The following is an 18,955-nucleotide window of genomic DNA, read 5'->3' as shown; positions in this document are numbered from 1 at the left end:
GACCGATCCACCGATCGCCGGACCAACCGCTGGAGGTGTGCGCCGATGCTCAGTGAACGCAGGCTCGAAGTGCTGCGCGCCATCGTCCAGGACTACGTGGGCACCGAGGAGCCGGTCGGCTCCAAGGCCCTCACCGAGCGGCACCGCCTCGGTGTCTCCCCGGCGACCGTGCGCAACGACATGGCGGTCCTGGAGGACGAGGGGTACATCGCGCAGCCGCACACCAGTGCCGGCCGCATCCCCACGGACAAGGGCTACCGCCTCTTCGTCGACAAGCTCGCCGGCGTCAAGCCGATGACGGCGCCCGAGCGGCGCGCCATCCAGAACTTCCTGGAGGGCGCCGTCGACCTCGACGACGTCGTCGGCCGTACCGTACGGCTGCTCGCGCAGCTCACGCGGCAGGTGGCGATCGTCCAGTACCCGTCCCTGACCCGGTCCACCGTGCGCCACGTCGAGCTTCTCTCGCTCGCCCCCGCCCGCCTGATGCTCGTGCTGATCACGGACACCGGGCGCGTGGAGCAGCGGATGATCGACTGCCCGGCGCCGTTCGGTGAGGCGTCCCTCGCGGACCTGCGCGCCCGGCTCAACAGCCGGGTGGCCGGACGCCGTTTCACCGACGTGCCGCAGTTGGTGCAGGACCTGCCCGAAGCCTTCGAGCAGGACGACCGCGGTACGGTCACGACGGTGCTCTCCACCTTGCTGGAGACGCTCGTCGAGGAGACCGAGGAGCGGCTGATGATCGGCGGCACCGCCAATCTCACCCGCTTCGGACATGACTTTCCCCTCACCATCCGGCCCGTACTGGAGGCCCTTGAGGAGCAGGTCGTGCTCCTCAAGCTCCTTGGTGAGGTGAACGATTCGGGCGTGGCCGTGCGCATCGGTCATGAGAACGCCCACGAGGGACTCAACTCCACGTCCGTCGTGTCGGTCGGCTACGGTTCGGGCGGCGAGGCAGTCGCCAAGCTCGGCGTGGTCGGACCGACCCGCATGGACTACCCGGGAACGATGGGAGCAGTACGCGCAGTGGCACGTTACGTCGGACAGATCCTGGCGGAGTCGTAAGTGGCCACGGACTACTACGCCGTACTCGGCGTGCGCCGCGACGCTTCCCAGGACGAGATCAAGAAGGCCTTCCGAAGGCTGGCGAGGGAACTTCACCCCGATGTGAACCCCGACCCGAAGACCCAGGAGCGGTTCAAGGAGATCAACGCCGCTTACGAGGTGCTCTCCGACCCGCAGAAGAAGCAGGTCTACGACCTCGGCGGCGACCCCCTGTCGCAGTCCGGCGGGGGCGGCGCGGGCGGCTTCGGCGCGGGCGGCTTCGGCAACTTCTCGGACATCATGGACGCCTTCTTCGGCACGGCGTCGCAGCGCGGACCCCGGTCCCGCACGCGGCGCGGCCAGGACGCCATGATCCGCCTGGAGGTCGAGCTGAACGAGGCGGCCTTCGGCACCACCAAGGACATCCAGGTCGACACGGCCGTCGTCTGCGGCACCTGCAACGGCGAGGGCGCCGCCCCCGGCACGTCCGCGCAGACCTGTGACATGTGCCGCGGCCGCGGTGAGGTCTCGCAGGTCACGCGGTCCTTCCTCGGCCAGGTCATGACCTCGCGGCCGTGCCCGCAGTGCCAGGGCTTCGGCACGGTCGTGCCCACCCCCTGCCCGGAGTGCGCCGGTGACGGCCGCATCCGCTCGCGCCGCACGCTGACGGTGAAGATCCCGGCCGGCGTGGACAACGGCACGCGCATCCAGCTCGCGGGCGAGGGCGAGGTCGGCCCCGGCGGCGGCCCCGCCGGCGACCTGTACGTCGAGATCCACGAGCTGCCGCACGCGGTGTTCCAGCGCCGCGGCGACGACCTGCACTGCACGGTCACCATCCCGATGACGGCCGCGGCCCTCGGTACGAAGGTGCCGCTGGAGACGCTGGACGGCATGGAGGAGGTCGACATCCGGCCCGGCACCCAGTCCGGCCAGTCGATCCCGCTCCACGGGCGCGGCGTCACGCACCTGCGCGGCGGCGGACGCGGCGACCTCATCGTGCATGTCGAGGTCATGACTCCGCAGAAGCTCGACCCCGAGCAGGAGCGGCTACTGCGCGAGCTTGCCGCCCTGCGCGGAGAGGAACGCCCCACGGGGCAGTTCCAGCCGGGGCAGCAGGGGCTGTTCTCGCGGTTGAAGGACGCGTTCAACGGGCGGTGACCGCGTAGGTCGTAGCGCTCGTACAGGGGCTCGGGGAGTGTTCCCCGGGCCCCTCGCGCGTTCCTGGCCGAAGGGCGTCCGGGCCGCCCGGCGTCGATTCGGAGGTCCGGGCGTGACATGGCACGATGCGGGCATGTCCTGTGCAGTCACCGACCTGTGCCCCTGGCCCATCGTGCAGGCCCCCATGGCGGGCGGCGCCTCCCGGCCGCAGCTCGCGGCGGCCGTGTCCGAGGCGGGCGGCCTCGGCTTCCTCGCCGCCGGGTACAAGACGGCCGACGGCATGTACCAGGAGATCAAGCAGCTGCGGGGGCTGACCGACCGCCCCTTCGGCGTCAACCTCTTCCTGCCGCAGCCCGAGTACGCCGACGCCTCCGCCGTCGAGGTCTACCGCGAGCAGCTCGCCGGCGAGGCCACCTGGTACGAAACCGAACTGGGCGACCCCGACAGCGGCCGCGACGACGGCTACGACGCCAAACTCGCCATCCTCCTCGACGACCCGGTCCCGCTCGTCACCTTCACCTTCGGCTGCCCCGCCCGCGAGGCCGTCGACGCGCTGCGCGCCGCCGGCACGCTCACCGCCGTCACCGTCACCACCGTCGAGGAGGCGCTGGCCGCGCAGCACGCCGGCGCCGACGCGGTCTGCGTCCAGGGCACCGAGGCGGGCGGCCACCAGGGCACCCACCGCGACAACCCGGAGACCGACGCCGCCTCCATCGGCCTGCTCGCCCTGATCGCCCAGGTCCGCGAGGCCGTCCGGCTGCCCATCATCGCCACCGGCGGCATCATGCGCGGCGCGCAGATCGCCGCCGTGCTCGCCGCTGGCGCCGACCTCGCGCAGCTCGGCACCGCGTTCCTCGTCACGCCCGAGTCGGGGGCGCCCGCCCCGCACAAGAGCGCCCTGACCGACCCGTTGTTCACCCGCACCGAGCTGACCCGGGCGTTCTCCGGGCGGCCCGCGCGCGGACTCGTCAACCGCTTCATGCGCGAGCACGGCCCGTACGCCCCCGCCGCCTACCCCGAGGTCCACCACCTGACCGCGCCGGTCCGCAAGGCCGCCGCCAAGGCCGGGGACCCGCAGGCCATGGCGCTGTGGGCGGGCCAGGGCCACCGCCTCGCCCGCGAACTGCCCGCCGGGCAGCTCGTCGAGGTCCTCGCCGCCGAACTCGACGCGGCCGGCGCCGCGCCCGCCCACAGGAGTGCCAGGTGACCGCCCCCGTCTTCGTCGTCGAAGGACCCGTACCCGGCGCGGGACCGTACGTCCTCGACGGGCCCGAGGGCCGCCACGCCGTCTCCGTGAAGCGGCTGCGCGCGGGGGAGGCCGTCGTCCTCACCGACGGGCGCGGCGGCTACACCGAGGCCGTCGTCACCGGCACCGAGGGCAAGGACCGGCTGCTGCTCGACGCCGGGCCCGCCCGCGCCGAGGAGGAGCCCCGGCCCCGGATCACCGTCGTGCAGGCGCTGCCCAAGGGCGACCGGGGCGAGCTGGCCGTCGAGACGATGACCGAGACCGGCGTCGACGCGATCGTGCCCTGGGCCGCCTCCCGCTGCGTCACGCAGTGGCGCGGCGACCGGGGCGTCAAGGCCCTCGGCAAGTGGCGGGCCACCGCCCGTGAGGCCGGCAAGCAGTCCCGCCGCGTCCGATTCCCCGACGTCCACGACCTCGCGTCCACCAAGCAGGTCGCCGCCCTGCTGGCCGCCGCCGACCTCGGCGCCGTCCTGCACGAGGACCGCGACCACCCGAGCGGGGCGCTGGCCGCCGCCGAGCTGCCCGCGAGCGGCGAGATCGTCCTCGTCGTCGGCCCCGAGGGCGGGGTCGCGCCGCAGGAACTCGACGTGTTCGCCGAGGCGGGCGCCCGCCCCTACCGGCTCGGGCCGAGCGTCCTGCGTACGTCCACGGCCGGTACGGCGGCGGTCGCGCTGCTGCTCGGGCGCACCGGCCGCTGGGGCTGAGAAGGGCGCCGTTCGCCGGGTCCGGCGCGGGCAGCGCCCGTAGACTGCGGGCATGGAACTCGCCCAGGTGCGGTTGCTCGTCAGTGACTTCGGATCCTGCTACCGGTTCTACAGCCACGTACTGGGGCTCAAGCCGCAGTCCGGCGCGGAGTCGGGCCCCTACGAGAAGTTCGCGCCGCCCGGCGGCTCCGCGTCCATCGCCCTCCAGGACCGCTCCATGATGGCCGAAGTCCTCGGCGAACTGGGCGAGTCGGCGACCGGCCACCGTTCCCTCGTCGTCCTGCGCGTCGACGACCTCGACGCGTATTGCGCGGGGGTCCGCGAGCGTGGGGGTGTCCTTACGCAGGGGCCTGCGCCGATGACCGAGCGGATGCGGGTCGCCCACCTCAAGGATCCCGAGGGCAACCTCGTGGAACTCCAGGAGTGGCTCTTGCTGCGCGGCTGACGGGACTTTTTTGGGTGGACGGGGTTCATAGGCCCGGGCCCGTGGCCCCCTACGGTCCTGCCCCCTCACGCGGTCGTTCACCTTTCGCCCGGTGGCTGGCTGATCGCGCAGTTCCCCGCGCCCCTGGGGAGTTCTCCGGTGAACGCCGGCTGCCCTGACCGTTTTGCGCAGTTCCCCGCGCCCCTGAGAAGCGGGGCTTCGCCCCAGCTCCCAGGGGCGGTGGCTGAGAGAGTGGGGCTGCGCCCCAGCTCCCCAGGGGGGAGGTGGCGACGTAGTCGCCCCTCCAGGGGCGCGGGGAACTGCGCGATCAGCCACGACGGAAGCCGAGGGTTCCCACCGGCCGGTACCACCCACTCACCCAGGGGCGCGGGGAACTGCGCGCTCAGCCACGACGCGAGTGCAGGGATCCCACCGGCCGGGCCGCCCACTCACCCCCTCAAGGGGCGCGGGGAACTGCGCGGTCTTGTTGGGGGCCGGACTATACGATGCCGGGGAGATCTTCCAGCCGTAAGGAGAGACCCGTGTCCGGCGAACCCCGACCTGACTGCCTGTTCTGCAAGATCGTCGCAGGTGACGTCCCCGCCACGATCGTCAGGGAGACCCCCACCACGGTCGCCTTCCGGGACATCAACCCCCAGGCCCCCACCCACATCCTGGTCATCCCCCGCGTCCACCACCCGGACGCCGCGAGCCTCGCCGCCGCCGAACCGGCCGTCGCCGCCGACGTCCTGCGCGAAGCGGGCGAGGTCGCCAAGGAGGAGGGGCTGGAGAGCCACCGCCTGGTGTTCAACACGGGCAGCGGCGCCGGCCAGACCGTCTTCCACGCGCACGCCCACGTCCTCGGCGGCCGCGGCCTGCAGTGGCCCCCCGGATAAAGCGGACCGACACCCCATGTCCGTACGGGAGTTCGTCGTGCTCGGCACCGCCAGCCAGGTGCCGACCCGCCACCGCAACCACAACGGCTACCTGCTGCGCTGGGACAGCGAGGGCATCCTCTTCGACCCGGGCGAGGGCACGCAGCGCCAGATGCTGCGCGCCGGGGTCGCCGCGCACGACCTGAACCGGATCTGCGTCACGCACTTCCACGGCGACCACAGCCTCGGCCTCGCCGGCGTCATCCAGCGCGTCAACCTGGACCGCGTCCCGCACCCGGTCGTCGCGCACTACCCGGCGTCCGGACAGCGGTTCTTCGACCGGCTGCGGTACGCCACCGCGTACCGCGAGACCGTCGGCATCACCGAGGAACCGGTCGCGGGGGAGGGCGGCACCCTCGCCGAGACCCCCGCGTACCGCCTGGAGGCCCGCAGGCTCTCGCACCCCGTGGAGTCGTACGGCTACCGCCTCGTCGAGCCCGACCGGCGCCGCATGCTGCCCGACCGGCTCGCCGCGCACGGCATCGCGGGCCCCGACGTGGGCCGCCTCCAGCGCGAGGGAGCGGTCGGCGGGGTGCGCCTTGAGGACGTCAGCGAGACGCGGCGCGGCCAGCGCGTGGCGTTCGTGATGGACACCCGGCTGTGCGAGGGCGTGCACGTCCTCGCGGACGGCTGCGACCTGCTGGTGATCGAGTCGACGTTCCTCGACGAGGACGAGCATCTGGCCACCGAGCACGGCCATCTGACGGCAGGTCAGGCCGCGCGGGTGGCCCGCGACGCGCACGTACGCCACCTCGTGCTGACCCACTTCAGCCAGCGCTACACCGACCCCGCCGCGTTCGAACGGCAGGCGCGGGCCGCCGGCTACGAGGGCGAACTGACCGTCGCCCGCGACCTCGACCGCGTACCCGTGCCCAAGCGGAGGTGAGAGGGCGCCCTGCGTACGATGCACGGATGTCCCTCGCACCACTCGCTCGCATCCCCAAGGCCGAGCTGCACCTGCACATCGAAGGCACCCTCGAACCCGAGCTGGCCTTCGCCCTCGCCGCCCGCAACGGCATCACCCTCCCGTACGCCGACACCGAGGCGCTGCGCGAGGCGTACCTCTTCGCCGACCTCCAGTCCTTCCTCGACCTCTACTACGAGCTGATGGCCGTCCTCATCACCGAGGACGACTTCGAGGCGCTCGCCGACGCCTACCTGGCCCGCGCCGCCGAGCAGGGCGTCCGGCACGCGGAGATCTTCTTCGACCCGCAGGCCCACCTGGCGCGCGGCGTGGCGATGGGCACCGTCGTCGAGGGGCTGTCGCGGGCGCTGGAGCGCAGCCGGGAGCGGCACGGCGTCTCCACCAAGCTCATCATGTGCTTCCTGCGCGACCAGTCCGCCGAGTCCGCGATGGAGACCCTGGAGGCCGCGAAGCCGTACCTGCACCGGATCGTCGGCGTCGGACTCGACTCGGCGGAGGTCGGCAACCCGGCCGCCAAGTTCCGCGAGGTGTACGAGGCCGCCGCCGCCCTCGGACTGCGCAAGGTCGCGCACGCGGGCGAGGAGGGCGACCCCTCGTACGTGTGGGAGGCCCTGGACGTGCTCGGCGTGGAGCGCGTCGACCACGGCCTGCGCTGCATGGAGGACCCGGCCCTGGTCGAGCGGCTGGTCACCGACCGGATCCCGCTCACCCTGTGCCCGCTGTCCAACGTACGGCTGCGCGCCATCGACCTCCTGGAGGACCACCCGCTGGCCCGGATGATGGACGCCGGGCTCGTGTGCACGGTCAACTCCGACGACCCCGCCTACTTCGGCGGCTACGCGGGCGACACCTTCCACGCCGTCCACGAGGCGCTCGGCCTCGACCACGACCGGGTGCGGGAGCTGGCCCGCAACTCGTTCGTGGCCGCGTTCCTCGACGCCGACGAGGAAGAGGAGGCGCTGCGCGCCCGCTACCTCGCCGAGGTCGACGCGTACGCGCTGGACGACATCTCCGGCTGAGCCGCGAGGACGGACTCCCCGGGAGCCGGTGCCGCGTACGGGACGAACTCCTCGCGCACCGGCTCCGGCTGTACGTCCACGACGGCCGCCGGCACCTCGATCTCCACGACCGGCTGTTCGGGCAGGCCCGACGGCGGTACGAACGCGCCGACCGGGGCACCGCTGCGGCGCCTGGCCGCGCCCGCGAACAGCGGACGGCCGCTCGTGTGCACCGCCACCGCCGTCAGCGGCACCGCCAGCAGGACCAGCAGCGCGGCGAGGAAGGCGCCCATCGCGGGAAAGCCCGCCGACTGCGACAGCGCGCTGCCCACCAGCGGCCCGCACGCGGTACCCAGCGACGACGCCGAACCGACCAGCACCGCCCACCGGCCGCGCGGGTCCAGGGACGCGGCGAGCCCCAGCAGATACGACAGCACCACCGGGTACAGCGTGTTCCACGCGATCTCCCCGGCCGCGAACGAGCCGAGCCCGTCCGCGCGGGCGCTGACCGCGATGCAGCACGCGATGGCCGCCGTGCCCGCGCCGATCGGCACCGCACGCCCGAGCCGGGCGCCGAGCGCGCCCGCGCCGATCACGCCGAGCAGGCCCGCGCCGAGCGCCACCGCGAACACCGAACCCACGGTGACCTCGCTCAGCCCCGCCTGCTGCGTCCCGATGCGGCTGCTGACGCCCCACAGGGAGTTCTGCGCCATGGACCAGCACACGATCACCGAGGCGAGCAGCATCCCGGAGCGCGCGTACGGCAGCGGCGAACGCGGGGCGGGTGCCGCGCTGTTGTCCATCGTCGCCGGGCCCGCGAGACGGCTCGTCGCCGGCCACACGGCGAGCGCCGTCGCGGCCAGCGCGGCGAACGGCAGCCCGTGCCCGGTGCTCACCCGGGGGATCGTCAGATACAGCGCGCCCGCCAGCGCCGACACACTCAGCAGGCCGAGCGTGGACGCCCGGTGCGGGTCCTTCTGGGCGGCGATCCCGGTGGCGGCCACGGCCGTCGCGGTGCCCGAGCCGAAGCCGCCGAGCATCGCACCCGCGACGACCAGAGGCAGGGCGCCGGACAGCGCGGCGGTGCCGTAGCCGACGGCGGCGAACAGCAGCCCGGCGCGGGCGGTGCGGCGGGCGCCGAACCGTTCCACGCGGGCGGCGAGCGTGAAGCCCGCCGTGGCCGAGCTGAGCAGCAGGGCGCTGCCGATCAGACCGGCCTGCGTCGGTGAAAGCCGCAGGCTGTCGGCGAGCCGGCCGACGACCGTGGGCAGCAGATAGGCGGCGAGGTAGCCGGCCGTGAAGAGGGCGACGAGAGCCGGCCGGGGGGTGCGCGAAGACACGGGCGTTCCTGGAGACGGGCCCCTCGCCCGGGTACGGACAGCCGCCGGTTTCGGGCAAGGGGGTGCTAAGGCAAGGGGAGGGTGGAGCGCGACGTCTTTGCGAACGGAACCGAACCGGGGACGTCTGGGCGCGGCCAATTTGTATCAAGCGGAAGGGGGCGCACAGAAGCCGGGAATGTGTGACCTGCATCACATATAGTTTGCGGGGGGTTCGGCCGGGTATTCGAGAGCCTTTTCGCAGGCCGCGAGCCCGAGTTGGAGCCCGCCATGTCGCCCCGCTCCACGCGCCCCGCCGTCATGCACACTGTCCGGACCCGTACCCCAGCAGGGAGCGTGATGTGACCCCCGCCGACCCGGCCCACGCCGCCACCCCCGCCGCCCGCGACCGCGCCCGCACCGACCCGCTCGCCGCCCTGCGCGCCCCCGGCGACCCGGAGTTCGACGTCTACCTCACCGGGACCGTCTTCCTCGACATCGTCTTCACCGGCCTCGACTGCGCCCCCGTACGCGGCACCGAGTCCTGGGCCCGCGGCATGGGATCCAGCCCCGGCGGCGTCGCCAACATGGCCACCGCCCTCGCCCGCCTCGGCCTGCGCACCTCCCTCGCCGCCGCCTTCGGCGACGACCACTACGGCGAGTACTGCTGGGACGCCCTCCAGCACGGCGAGGGCATCGACCTCGGCCACTCCCGCACCGTCCCCGGCTGGCACTCCCCGGTCACCGTCTCCATGGCGTACGAGGGCGAACGCACCATGGTCAGCCACGGCCACGAACCGCCCCCGCGGGAAGCCGCCCCCGCAAGCCCGCCCCGCGCCCGCGCCGCCGTCGCCTCCCTCGCCCCCGGCGCCGACGCCCCCTGGGTCGGCGAAGCCGCCCGCGCCGGCACCCGCATCTTCGCCGACGTCGGCTGGGACGACACCGGAGCCTGGGACCTCGCCGCGCTCGGCGACCTCGCCCAGTGCGAGGCGTTCCTGCCCAACGCCGAGGAGGCCATGCGCTACACCCGCACCTCCTGCCCCCGCGCCGCCGCCCACGCCCTCGCCGACCACGTGCCCGTCGCCGTCGTCACCCTCGGCGCCGAAGGTGCCTACGCCGTCGACGCCCGCACCGGCGAGACCGCGTCCGTCCCCGCCATCGAGGTCGAGGCCCTCGACCCGACCGGCGCCGGCGACGTGTTCGTCGCCGGGTTCGTCACCGGCACCCTCGCCGGCTGGCCCCTCGCCGACCGGCTCGCCTTCGCCGGACTCACCGCCGCGCTCTCCGTCCAGGAGTTCGGCGGCTCCCTCTCGGCGCCCGGCTGGTCCGAGATCGCCGCCTGGTGGCACAAGATCCGCTCCTACAGCGACACCGGCTGCCAGGACCCCGCCGCCCTCGACCGGTACGCGTTCCTCGCGCCGCTGCTCCCGGACACCGCCCGCGCCTGGCCGCTGCGCCGCGCCGTCCCCACGATCGGCTTCGGCCGCGCGCACTGACGGCCGCCCCCGCGCGGACGAACCCCCGGCACCACGGCGGAAAAGGACTCGGGCCCGCCCGCCCGGGCGTCGTAGGCTTGAACCCAACAGACCACGGCTGTCACAAGGAGAATGCGGCCTTCAGCGCCGGCCCATGACGCAGACACCCTCCAGCGCCCGCGCGCGCTTCACCGTCCCCGCCAAGCACCCCATGGTCGAGATCCTGGGGTCGGGGGACGCGCTGCTGCGAGTGATCGAGAAGGCCTTCCCGGAGGCCGACATCCACGTCCGGGGCAACGAGATCAGTGCGAGTGGAGAGCCCGCCGAAGTGGCCCTCATCCAGCGCCTGTTCGACGAGATGATGCTGGTCCTGAGGACGGGAGCCCCGATGACCGAGGACGCCGTGGAGCGCTCCATCGCCATGCTCAAGGCGACCGAGAGCGGCGAGGGGGACGGCGAGGAGACCCCGGCCGAGGTGCTCACGCAGAACATCCTGTCCTCGCGCGGGCGCACGATCCGCCCCAAGACGCTCAACCAGAAGCGCTACGTCGACGCCATCGACAAGCACACCATCGTCTTCGGCATCGGCCCCGCCGGCACCGGCAAGACCTACCTGGCCATGGCCAAGGCCGTCCAGGCCCTCCAGTCCAAGCAGGTCAACCGCATCATCCTGACCCGCCCCGCCGTCGAGGCCGGCGAACGCCTCGGCTTCCTCCCCGGCACCCTGTACGAGAAGATCGACCCGTACCTGCGCCCCCTGTACGACGCCCTCCACGACATGCTCGACCCGGACTCCATCCCCCGCCTGATGGCAGCGGGCACGATCGAGGTCGCGCCGCTGGCGTATATGAGGGGTCGCGCGCAGCCCGTCTTCACCAACGTCCTCACCCCCGAGGGCTGGCGCCCCATCGGCGACCTGCGGGTCGGTGACCTCGTCGTGGGGTCGGACGGCGAACCGACCCCGGTCCTTGGCGTCTACCCTCAGGGCGAGAAGGACGTCTACCGCGTCACCGCCCAGGACGGTTCGTGGACGCTGGCGTGCGGCGAGCACCTGTGGACGGTCCGTACGGCCTCCGACAAGCGGCGCGGCAAGCCGTGGCGGGTGCTGGAGACCCAGGACATGATCGGCGACCTGCGGGCCGGGCACGCCCGCCGGTACGAACTGCCCCTGCTGACGGCCCCTGTGGAGTTCCCCGAGCGGGAGGTCCCCATGGACCCGTACGCGCTGGGCCTGCTGCTGGGCGACGGCTGCCTGACCGGCTCCACGACGCCCTCGTTCGCCACCGAGGACGAGGAGCTGGCCAGGGCTCTCGAAAGCGCCCTGCCCGGCGTGGTAGCCCGCCACAAGGGCGGCCCGGACTACGTCCTGAACCGGGTGAAGTCGCCCGGTGACGTGGTGACGCTGGAGAACCCGGTCACCGGCATGCTCCGCCGCCTCGAGCTGATCGGGACGCGGTCGCACTCCAAGTTCGTACCGGACGAGTACCTGTACAACTCGGCAGCCGTGCGGCTCGCCGTCCTCCAGGGGCTCCTGGACTCCGACGGTGGCCCGGTCACGCAGCAGGACCGCTCCTGCCGCGTCCAGTTCTCCACCGCGTCGATCCTCCTGCGCGACGACATCGTCGCCCTGGTCCAGTCGCTCGGCGGTGTCGCCTACACCCGTCGCCGCCTCGCGTGGGACCGCGAGCAGGGCACGGCCCTGGCCGCCCACCGCTACGACACCCACGTCGTGGACATCCGCCTTCCCGAGGGCATCGAACCCTTCCGGCTGGCCCGCAAGCGCGACAAGTACCACGCGGCGGGCGGCGGCGGACGCCCCATGCGGTTCATCGACTCGATCGAGCCCGCGGGCCGCGAGGAGACCGTCTGCATCCAGGTCGCGGCGGAGGACTCGCTGTACGTCACGCAGGACTACCTGCTGACGCACAACACGCTCAATGACGCCTTCATCATTCTCGATGAGGCGCAGAACACCAGTCCCGAGCAGATGAAGATGTTCCTGACGCGGCTCGGGTTCGATTCGAAGATCGTCATCACCGGGGACGTGACGCAGGTCGACCTGCCCGGGGGGACCAAGTCGGGGCTGCGGCAGGTGCAGGACATCCTCGACGGGGTCGACGACGTGCACTTCTCGCGGCTGTCGTCGCAGGATGTCGTCCGGCACAAGCTGGTCGGCCGTATCGTCGACGCGTACGAGAAGTACGACACCGAGCACGGCACGGAGAACGGCACGCACAAGAGCCGTTCCAGAGGGAAGTAGAGAACCAACAGCGCCATGTCGATCGACGTCAACAACGAGTCCGGAACCGAGGTCGACGAGCAGGCGATCCTCGACATCGCCCGCTACGCGCTCGCGCGCATGCGCATCCACCCGCTCTCCGAGCTGTCGGTGATCGTGGTGGACGAGGACGCCATGGCGCAGCTCCACGTGCAGTGGATGGACCTGCCGGGGCCCACCGACGTGATGTCGTTCCCGATGGACGAGCTGCGGCCGCCCATGAAGGACGACGAGGAGCCCCCGCAGGGCCTGCTCGGGGACATCGTGCTGTGCCCGGCGGTCGCCCGTAAGCAGGGCGAGGAGGCGCCGACGCGGCACTCCATGGACGAGGAGCTGCAACTGCTCACCGTCCACGGCGTGCTGCACCTGCTCGGCTACGACCACGAGGAGCCGGACGAGAAGGCCGAGATGTTCGGCCTCCAGGCGGCCATCGTGGACGGCTGGCGCGCGGAGAAGGGGCTGACGGGGCCGTCTCCGGCGCCGACCGTGTCATGAGTCTCTCGCTGATCGCGGGCGCCGTCGCGCTCGTCGTCGTCGCCTGGCTCGCCGCGTGCGCCGAGGCCGGCATCGCCCGGGTGTCGAGCTTCCGCGCGGAGGAGGCCGTACGGTCGGGCCGGCGCGGCAGCGCCAGGCTGGCGCAGGTCGCCGCCGACCCGACGCGCTATCTGAACGTGGCGCTGCTCGTGCGGGTGGCCTGTGAGATGGCCGCCGCCGCGCTCGTCACGTACGCGTGCCTGGAGGAGTTCACGGCGACCTGGCAGGCGCTGCTCGTCGCCATCGCGGTGATGGTGCTCGTGTCGTACGTCGCCGTCGGGGTATCACCGCGCACCATCGGCCGCCAGCACCCGCTGAACACGGCGACGGCCGCCGCGTACGTGCTGCTGCCGCTGGCCCGCGTGATGGGCCCGATCCCGCCGCTGCTCATCCTCATCGGCAACGCGCTCACGCCCGGCAAGGGCTTCCGGCGCGGCCCGTTCGCCTCCGAGGCGGAGCTGCGGGCCATGGTGGACCTCGCGGAGAAGGAGTCGCTGATCGAGGACGAGGAGCGCCGCATGGTGCACTCCGTCTTCGAGCTGGGCGACACGCTGGTGCGCGAGGTGATGGTGCCGCGCACCGACCTCGTCGTCATCGAGCGGTACAAGACGATCCGGCAGGCGCTGACGCTGGCGCTGCGCTCCGGATTCTCGCGGATCCCCGTCGTCGGGGAGAGCGAGGACGACGTGGTCGGGATCGTCTATCTCAAGGACCTCGCCCGCAAGACGCACATCAGCCGTGACGCGGAGGCCGAGCTGGTCTCCACGGCGATGCGGCCCGCCGCGTTCGTCCCCGACACGAAGAACGCGGGCGACCTGCTGCGCGAGATGCAGCAGCTCCGCAACCACGTCGCCGTCGTCATCGACGAGTACGGCGGCACGGCCGGGATCGTCACCATCGAGGACATCCTGGAGGAGATCGTCGGGGAGATCACCGACGAGTACGACCGTGAGCTGCCGCCCGTGGAGGAGCTGGACGGCGGCCGGTTCCGGGTCACGGCCCGGCTCGACATCGGCGACCTCGGTGAGCTGTACGGCATCGAGGAGTACGACGACGAGGACGTGGAGACGGTCGGCGGGCTGCTCGCCAAGGCGCTCGGCCGGGTGCCCATCGCGGGCGCCTCGTCCGTGGTGACGCTGCCCGACGAGCGGGAGCTGCGGCTGACGGCGGAGGCCGCCGCGGGCCGCCGGAACAAGATCGTGACGGTGCTCGTGGAGCCGGTCGGCCCCGCGCCCGCCGCCGGCGAGGAGGAGCGGGGACGATGAACGCCCGACGGCTGCGGGAGCTGTGCCTGTCGTTCAACGCGGCGGCGGAGGAGTTCCCGTTCAACCCCGAGACCTCCGTGTTCAAGGTCCTCGGCAAGATGTTCGCCCTGACCGCGCTCGACGCGAGCCCGCTCACCGTCAACCTCAAGTGCGACCCGGACGACGCGGTGCGGCTGCGCACCGAGTACGAGGGCGTCATCACCCCCGGCTGGCACATGAACAAGCGGCACTGGAACACCGTGCACGTGGGACAGCTCCCGGACCGGCTGGTCCGGGAGCTGGTCGAGGACTCGTACGACCTCGTGGTGGCGGGCCTGCCGCGCGCCGAGCGGCTGCGCCTCGACCGGCCCTGACCGCTCAACCGCGCCGGGTGCGCAGGCCGAGGGCCACCAGGGCCGCCGCCACCAGCACGATCGCCGCGTCCAGCGCGATCACCGTGCGCACGCCGGAGAGCAGGTCGCCGGAGGTCGTGGCGAGGACGCCGAGCAGCGGGATGCCGACGGTGATGCCGACCTGCTGCGTCGAGGTGACGAGGCCGGTGGCGAGTCCCTGTTCGCCGTCGGGCACGCCCGAGGTGACGGTCAGGCCGTACGAGACGATCGCGCCGAGGTGGAAGGCGCTGGCCAGCGAGACGGCCGCCGTCGCCAGCCAGACGGAGGCGCCGGAGGTGCCGATGCCGAGGAGCGCGGCGATCAGCAGGCCCTGCCCGGCCAGCGAGCCGACCAGGGTGCGGCGGGCACCGAGACGGCCGACGACCTTCGGCGTGTACAGGCCGGCGACGACCGACAGGACGCCCTGGGCGCCGAAGACGAGCCCGGTCCGGAACGCCGACAGGCGCAGTACTTCCTGGAGGTAGAGGGTCAGCACGAACACGATCGTCGACATCATCGAGAAGGTGACGAGGCCGCCGAGGTTGCCCCAGGCGATCGTGCGGCGCCGCAGCATCGGCAGGGAGACCAGCGGCTGCGCGCTGCGGGACTCGACGTAGCCGAACGCGGCGAGCAGGGTGAGGCCCGCGACGAGCGTGAGCAGGACGTCGGCGCGGCCGAAGCCGGTCTCGGCGGCCGTGGACAGGGCGTAGATCAGGGCGAGCAGGCCGCCGGTGACGGTGATCGCGCCGGGCACGTCGAGGCGCGGGCGGTCGGGGGTGCGGGACTCGGGCAGCAGGCCGGGCGCGAGCGGCAGCACGATCAGCGCGAACAGGGTCAGCAGGCCCATCGTGGAGCGCCAGCCGAGCGCGTCGGTGAGGACGCCGCCCGCCACCATGCCGACGGTGAAGCCGAGGGAGAGCAGGGTGCCGGAGATGCCGAGCGCCTTGTCGCGCTGCGGGCCCTCGGGGAACGTCGTCGTCAGCAGCGACATTCCGGTCGGCACGATGGCGGCCGCGCCGACGCCCTGGAGCGCGCGGCCCGCGAGGAAGGACGCGGGGTCCCAGGCGAACGTGGCGAGCAGCGACGCGGTGCCGAACAGGGCGAGCCCGGCGAGGAAGATGCGGCGCCGCCCGTACAGGTCGCCGATGCGGCCGAACAGGAGCAGGAAGCCGCCGGACGGCAGGGCGAACGCGGTGACCGCCCATTGCAGGGCCGACGTGCTCATGCCGAGGTCGGGTCCGAGTACGGGCAGGGCCACGTTCAGTACGGAGAAGTCGAGCGCCACCATGAACTGGGCGGCGCACAGGACGAACAGGACGAGTTTGTCGCGGCCCGAGAGGCGGGGCGCGGCCGGGGGCTCGTGGAGCGGTGTCTTCAGGGAGGGTGCGGTGTCGATCGCCATGGCCCTGAGCCTCGTACGGCCGGAATACGCGTGGAGAGTGGGAACTTATGCTGGTGGTCGCACCACCAGACAACAGGGGGGTCGTCTCACGTGGCGGAGAGCGCGAGCGCGAAGAAGCACCGGTTGAGCGAGTTGCGGGAGTTCCTGATGAGCCGCCGGGCGCGGGTCTCGCCCGCCGAGGCGGGGCTTCCCGACGGCGGTGCGCGCAGGCGTACGCCGGGGCTGCGGCGGGAGGAGGTCGCGGTCCTCGCCGGGGTCGGCGCCTCCTGGTACCAGTGGCTGGAGCAGGGCCGGGACATCTCCGTGTCGCCGCAGGTCCTCGACGCGGTCGCCCGCGTCCTGAAGCTGTCCAGCGCCGAGCGCCGCCATCTGTACGTCCTGGCAGGGCTGAACCCTCCCGCGTACGAGGTCGAACCGGGTGACCGGCAGATGTGTGACGGGCTCCAGCGGCTCATCGACGCCTGGATGCCGTTCCCCGCGCACATCATGGACGTGTACTACAACTGCGTGATGTACAACGAGGCCGCGGCGAACGTCCTCGGGATGCGCCCGGAGAACCGGCAGAACTGCGTCGTCGACTTCTTCCTCGACCCGCTGTACCGCTCCCGCAGCGCGAGCTGGGAGGAGAACGCGGCTACGGTCGTCGCGCAGTTCCGCGCGGCGTGTTCGGAGTGCCCGGACGACGAGGGGTTCCAGGAGGTCGTCGCCGAGCTGAAGTCGGTCAGCCCCGAGTTCGTGGAGCTGTGGGAGCGGCGGGACATCAAGGCGCAGGGGCAGGTCCGCAAGGAGCTGACGCATCCGCTGGCGGGGGTGCTGCATCTGGAGTCGACGGCCATGAAGATCCCGGCGCGGCCCGATCTGACGGTGGTGCTGCACACGCCGCTGGCACAGGCGGACACGGCCGCGAAGCTGGAGTGGCTGGCCTCGCCGGAGGGGCGGCGCGAGGCGATGTATCCGGTGGCGGGCTGAGGTGACGTCGGCCGGCTCGGGCGGTGCCCCGGGGCGGTGGGGGCGGTGCCCCGGGGCGGTGGGGGCGGGCGGGGCTTCATATGCTCACTCCATGACTGAGAGCACCGACCTCGGCCCCGAGGACCGCAAGATCGTCACGTTGGCCCGTTCCGCGCGGGCGCGCAATGGTGTGCCCGAGGGGGCGGCCGTGCGGGACGAGACGGGGCGGACGTATGTCGCCGGGAGTGTGGAGCTGGCGTCGTTGCGGCTGAGCGCGCTGCGGACCGCTGTCGCCATGGCGGTGGCTTCCGGGGCGGGGTCGCTGGAGGCGGCGGCGGTCGTCAGTACGGGGGACTCCGTCTCGGGGGAGGATCTTGCGGCGGTCGGTGACCTCGGGGGTGCCGGTACGCCCGTCTTCCTCGCGTCCCCGGACGGCACGCTCCGCTCGACGACGCCGGCGCCTTGATCGCCCTGCGCTCCTGACGGGGGTGCCCCCTGGGGTCGTCGTTCACCTTTCGCCGGGTGGCGGGCTGATCGCGCAGTTCCCCGCGCCCCTGGGTCGTACTTCGTCCGCGGGTGGGTGGGGCGTCTCGCGCAGTTCCCCGCGCCCCTTCGGTGCGCACTTCGTGCGCTACCTCTATCTGGGGAGGCAGGGGCGAAGCCCCGCCTCCAGGGGCGCGGGGAACTGCGCGAGCAGCCACGACGAATGTCGAGGAAACCCACCGGCCGGAGCCACCCACCTGCCCAGGGGCGCGGGGAACTGCGCAAGACGGTCACTACAAGCGGCCTTCGCCAGAGAACTCCCCAGGGGCGCGGGGAACTGCGCGATCAGCCACGACGAGAGTCGAAAAAACCCACCGGCCGGAGCCGCCCGCGCACCCGGCGCCCAGGGCCCCGCAGGCCCGAAATGGCGGCAGCCCGACGGCACGGTACGCGGCGCTTCTCGTATCAGGGACAATGGGCCCATGAGCGCCCGCACCCCGCAGCCCCCGCAGCCGACCCCGGAACCCCGCGCCCCCGAGCACCGCGCCGGCTTCGCCTGCTTCATCGGCCGCCCGAACGCGGGCAAGTCCACCCTCACGAACGCTCTGGTCGGCAAGAAGGTGGCGATCACCTCGAACCGCCCGCAGACCACGCGCCACACGGTCCGCGGCATCGTGCACCGCCCCGACGCGCAGCTCATCCTCGTGGACACCCCGGGCCTGCACAAACCCCGCACCCTGCTGGGCGAGCGCCTGAACGACGTGGTGCGCACCACCTGGGCCGAGGTCGACGTCATCGGCTTCTGCGTGCCCGCCGACCAGAAGCTCGGCCCCGGCGACCGCTTCATCGCCAAGGAACTCGCGTCGATCAAGAAGACGCCGAAGGTCGCCATCGTCACGAAGACGGACCTCGTCGACGGCAAGGCGCTCGCCGAGCAGCTCATCGCCATCGACCAGCTCGGCAAGGAGCTGGGCATCGAGTGGGCGGAGATCGTGCCGGTGTCGGCCGTCGGGGAGAAGCAGGTGGACCTGCTCGCCGACCTCCTCGTACCGATGCTGCCGGAGGGTCCCGCGCTCTACCCCGAGGGCGATCTGACGGACGAGCCGGAGCAGGTCATGGTCGCGGAGCTGATCCGGGAGGCCGCGCTCGAAGGCGTACGGGACGAGCTGCCGCACTCGATCGCGGTGGTCGTCGAGGAGATGCTGCCGCGTGAAGACCGTCCGGCGGACAAGCCGCTGCTCGACATCCACGCGTTCGTCTACATCGAGCGGCCCAGCCAGAAGGGCATCATCATCGGCCCGAAGGGCAAGCGGCTCAAGGACGTCGGCATCAAGTCCCGCAAGCAGATCGAGGCGCTGCTCGGCACGCCCGTCTATCTGGACCTGCATGTGAAGGTCGCCAAGGACTGGCAGCGCGACCCCCGCCAGCTCCGCAAGCTCGGCTTCTAGCCCG

The 18,955-nt window shown here is 72.4% G+C and carries 18 protein-coding genes; 16 read left to right on the top strand and 2 right to left on the bottom strand.

Annotation, left to right across the window (positions count from 1 at the left end):
* Positions 1 to 45: 45 nt before the first annotated feature.
* The 8 genes from hrcA to ACZ7LY_RS04855 all read left to right on the top strand — a co-directional run bounded on the left by hrcA (position 46) and on the right by ACZ7LY_RS04855 (position 7,452).
* Positions 46 to 1,062, top strand: a complete 1,017-nt coding sequence (gene hrcA, locus ACZ7LY_RS04890; RefSeq protein WP_471623086.1) for a heat-inducible transcriptional repressor HrcA — start codon at positions 46 to 48, stop codon at positions 1,060 to 1,062.
* The gene (gene dnaJ, locus ACZ7LY_RS04885; RefSeq protein ID WP_471623085.1) at positions 1,063 to 2,199 is read left to right on the top strand and encodes a molecular chaperone DnaJ; all 1,137 of its coding nucleotides are present in this window, start codon (positions 1,063 to 1,065) and stop codon (positions 2,197 to 2,199) included.
* A gap of 133 nt (positions 2,200 to 2,332) precedes the next feature.
* Positions 2,333 to 3,406, top strand: a complete 1,074-nt coding sequence (locus ACZ7LY_RS04880) for a nitronate monooxygenase (protein ID WP_471623084.1) — start codon at positions 2,333 to 2,335, stop codon at positions 3,404 to 3,406.
* A complete protein-coding gene (locus tag ACZ7LY_RS04875; protein WP_471623083.1) occupies positions 3,403 to 4,149 on the top strand; it encodes a 16S rRNA (uracil(1498)-N(3))-methyltransferase in 747 nt (248 codons plus the stop codon). Before ACZ7LY_RS04880 ends, ACZ7LY_RS04875 begins: the two co-directional genes overlap by 4 nt.
* Before the next feature lie 52 nt (positions 4,150 to 4,201).
* Positions 4,202 to 4,594 (top strand): VOC family protein, encoded by a 393-nt coding sequence (locus tag ACZ7LY_RS04870; protein WP_471623082.1) that lies wholly within the window; start codon positions 4,202 to 4,204, stop codon positions 4,592 to 4,594.
* A gap of 521 nt (positions 4,595 to 5,115) precedes the next feature.
* Positions 5,116 to 5,469: a histidine triad nucleotide-binding protein gene (locus ACZ7LY_RS04865; RefSeq protein ID WP_471623081.1), complete on the top strand. Its 354-nt coding sequence runs from the start codon at positions 5,116 to 5,118 to the stop codon at positions 5,467 to 5,469.
* Between the two features lie 16 nt (positions 5,470 to 5,485).
* Complete coding sequence (locus tag ACZ7LY_RS04860; RefSeq protein WP_471623080.1) at positions 5,486 to 6,394, top strand: ribonuclease Z; 909 nt, start codon at positions 5,486 to 5,488, stop codon at positions 6,392 to 6,394.
* 26 nt (positions 6,395 to 6,420) lie between these two features.
* Positions 6,421 to 7,452 (top strand): adenosine deaminase, encoded by a 1,032-nt coding sequence (locus ACZ7LY_RS04855; RefSeq protein WP_471623079.1) that lies wholly within the window; start codon positions 6,421 to 6,423, stop codon positions 7,450 to 7,452.
* On the opposite strand, the gene ACZ7LY_RS04850 is transcribed toward ACZ7LY_RS04855, so the two are convergent.
* Positions 7,404 to 8,771: an MFS transporter gene (locus ACZ7LY_RS04850; protein WP_471623078.1), complete on the bottom strand. Its 1,368-nt coding sequence runs from the start codon at positions 8,769 to 8,771 to the stop codon at positions 7,404 to 7,406. The genes ACZ7LY_RS04855 and ACZ7LY_RS04850 overlap by 49 nt on opposite strands.
* Before the next feature lie 338 nt (positions 8,772 to 9,109).
* Between ACZ7LY_RS04850 and ACZ7LY_RS04845 the strand changes: the two genes are divergently transcribed.
* From ACZ7LY_RS04845 to ACZ7LY_RS04825, 5 genes are all read left to right on the top strand, one after another.
* The gene (locus tag ACZ7LY_RS04845; RefSeq protein ID WP_471623077.1) at positions 9,110 to 10,243 is read left to right on the top strand and encodes a PfkB family carbohydrate kinase; all 1,134 of its coding nucleotides are present in this window, start codon (positions 9,110 to 9,112) and stop codon (positions 10,241 to 10,243) included.
* 133 nt (positions 10,244 to 10,376) lie between these two features.
* Positions 10,377 to 12,482, top strand: a complete 2,106-nt coding sequence (locus ACZ7LY_RS04840) for a PhoH family protein (protein WP_471623076.1) — start codon at positions 10,377 to 10,379, stop codon at positions 12,480 to 12,482.
* Positions 12,483 to 12,497: 15 nt separating this feature from the next.
* Positions 12,498 to 12,995 carry an rRNA maturation RNase YbeY gene (gene ybeY, locus ACZ7LY_RS04835; protein ID WP_471623075.1) on the top strand — a complete coding sequence of 166 codons (498 nt, stop codon included), beginning with the start codon at positions 12,498 to 12,500 and terminating at the stop codon, positions 12,993 to 12,995.
* Positions 12,992 to 14,299: a hemolysin family protein gene (locus tag ACZ7LY_RS04830; protein WP_471623074.1), complete on the top strand. Its 1,308-nt coding sequence runs from the start codon at positions 12,992 to 12,994 to the stop codon at positions 14,297 to 14,299. The genes ybeY and ACZ7LY_RS04830 overlap by 4 nt, the downstream gene beginning before the upstream one ends.
* Complete coding sequence (locus ACZ7LY_RS04825) at positions 14,296 to 14,652, top strand: MmcQ/YjbR family DNA-binding protein (RefSeq protein WP_471623073.1); 357 nt, start codon at positions 14,296 to 14,298, stop codon at positions 14,650 to 14,652. Before ACZ7LY_RS04830 ends, ACZ7LY_RS04825 begins: the two co-directional genes overlap by 4 nt.
* A 4-nt stretch (positions 14,653 to 14,656) precedes the next feature.
* On the opposite strand, the gene ACZ7LY_RS04820 is transcribed toward ACZ7LY_RS04825, so the two are convergent.
* A complete protein-coding gene (locus ACZ7LY_RS04820; RefSeq protein WP_471623072.1) occupies positions 14,657 to 16,072 on the bottom strand; it encodes an MFS transporter in 1,416 nt (471 codons plus the stop codon).
* 147 nt (positions 16,073 to 16,219) lie between these two features.
* Here ACZ7LY_RS04820 and ACZ7LY_RS04815 point away from each other — a divergent pair, with 147 nt between their 5' ends.
* From ACZ7LY_RS04815 to era, 3 genes are all read left to right on the top strand, one after another.
* Positions 16,220 to 17,041 (top strand): helix-turn-helix transcriptional regulator, encoded by an 822-nt coding sequence (locus ACZ7LY_RS04815; protein ID WP_471623130.1) that lies wholly within the window; start codon positions 16,220 to 16,222, stop codon positions 17,039 to 17,041.
* A gap of 91 nt (positions 17,042 to 17,132) precedes the next feature.
* Complete coding sequence (locus ACZ7LY_RS04810) at positions 17,133 to 17,486, top strand: cytidine deaminase (protein WP_471623071.1); 354 nt, start codon at positions 17,133 to 17,135, stop codon at positions 17,484 to 17,486.
* Between the two features lie 499 nt (positions 17,487 to 17,985).
* Entirely contained in the window at positions 17,986 to 18,951 is a 966-nt protein-coding gene (gene era, locus ACZ7LY_RS04805; protein ID WP_471623070.1) for a GTPase Era, read from the top strand.
* Positions 18,952 to 18,955: the final 4 nt, after the last annotated feature.

This window comes from Streptomyces sp. NPDC107550 (assembly GCF_055639095.1).
The sequence above is the reverse complement of the archived record's forward strand: the minus strand, read 5'-3'. Positions and strand labels throughout refer to the sequence as shown.

Coding starts and splice junctions, on each gene's coding strand:
- hrcA (WP_471623086.1), top strand. CDS start 46: ATGCTCAGTGAACGCAGGCTCGAAGTGCTGCGCGCCATCGTCCAGGAC.
- ACZ7LY_RS04880 (WP_471623084.1), top strand. CDS start 2,333: ATGTCCTGTGCAGTCACCGACCTGTGCCCCTGGCCCATCGTGCAGGCC.
- ACZ7LY_RS04870 (WP_471623082.1), top strand. CDS start 4,202: ATGGAACTCGCCCAGGTGCGGTTGCTCGTCAGTGACTTCGGATCCTGC.
- ACZ7LY_RS04860 (WP_471623080.1), top strand. CDS start 5,486: ATGTCCGTACGGGAGTTCGTCGTGCTCGGCACCGCCAGCCAGGTGCCG.
- ACZ7LY_RS04855 (WP_471623079.1), top strand. CDS start 6,421: ATGTCCCTCGCACCACTCGCTCGCATCCCCAAGGCCGAGCTGCACCTG.
- ACZ7LY_RS04840 (WP_471623076.1), top strand. CDS start 10,377: ATGACGCAGACACCCTCCAGCGCCCGCGCGCGCTTCACCGTCCCCGCC.
- ybeY (WP_471623075.1), top strand. CDS start 12,498: ATGTCGATCGACGTCAACAACGAGTCCGGAACCGAGGTCGACGAGCAG.
- ACZ7LY_RS04830 (WP_471623074.1), top strand. CDS start 12,992: ATGAGTCTCTCGCTGATCGCGGGCGCCGTCGCGCTCGTCGTCGTCGCC.
- ACZ7LY_RS04825 (WP_471623073.1), top strand. CDS start 14,296: ATGAACGCCCGACGGCTGCGGGAGCTGTGCCTGTCGTTCAACGCGGCG.
- ACZ7LY_RS04820 (WP_471623072.1), bottom strand. CDS start 16,072: ATGGCGATCGACACCGCACCCTCCCTGAAGACACCGCTCCACGAGCCC.
- ACZ7LY_RS04815 (WP_471623130.1), top strand. CDS start 16,220: ATGAGCCGCCGGGCGCGGGTCTCGCCCGCCGAGGCGGGGCTTCCCGAC.
- ACZ7LY_RS04810 (WP_471623071.1), top strand. CDS start 17,133: ATGACTGAGAGCACCGACCTCGGCCCCGAGGACCGCAAGATCGTCACG.
- era (WP_471623070.1), top strand. CDS start 17,986: ATGAGCGCCCGCACCCCGCAGCCCCCGCAGCCGACCCCGGAACCCCGC.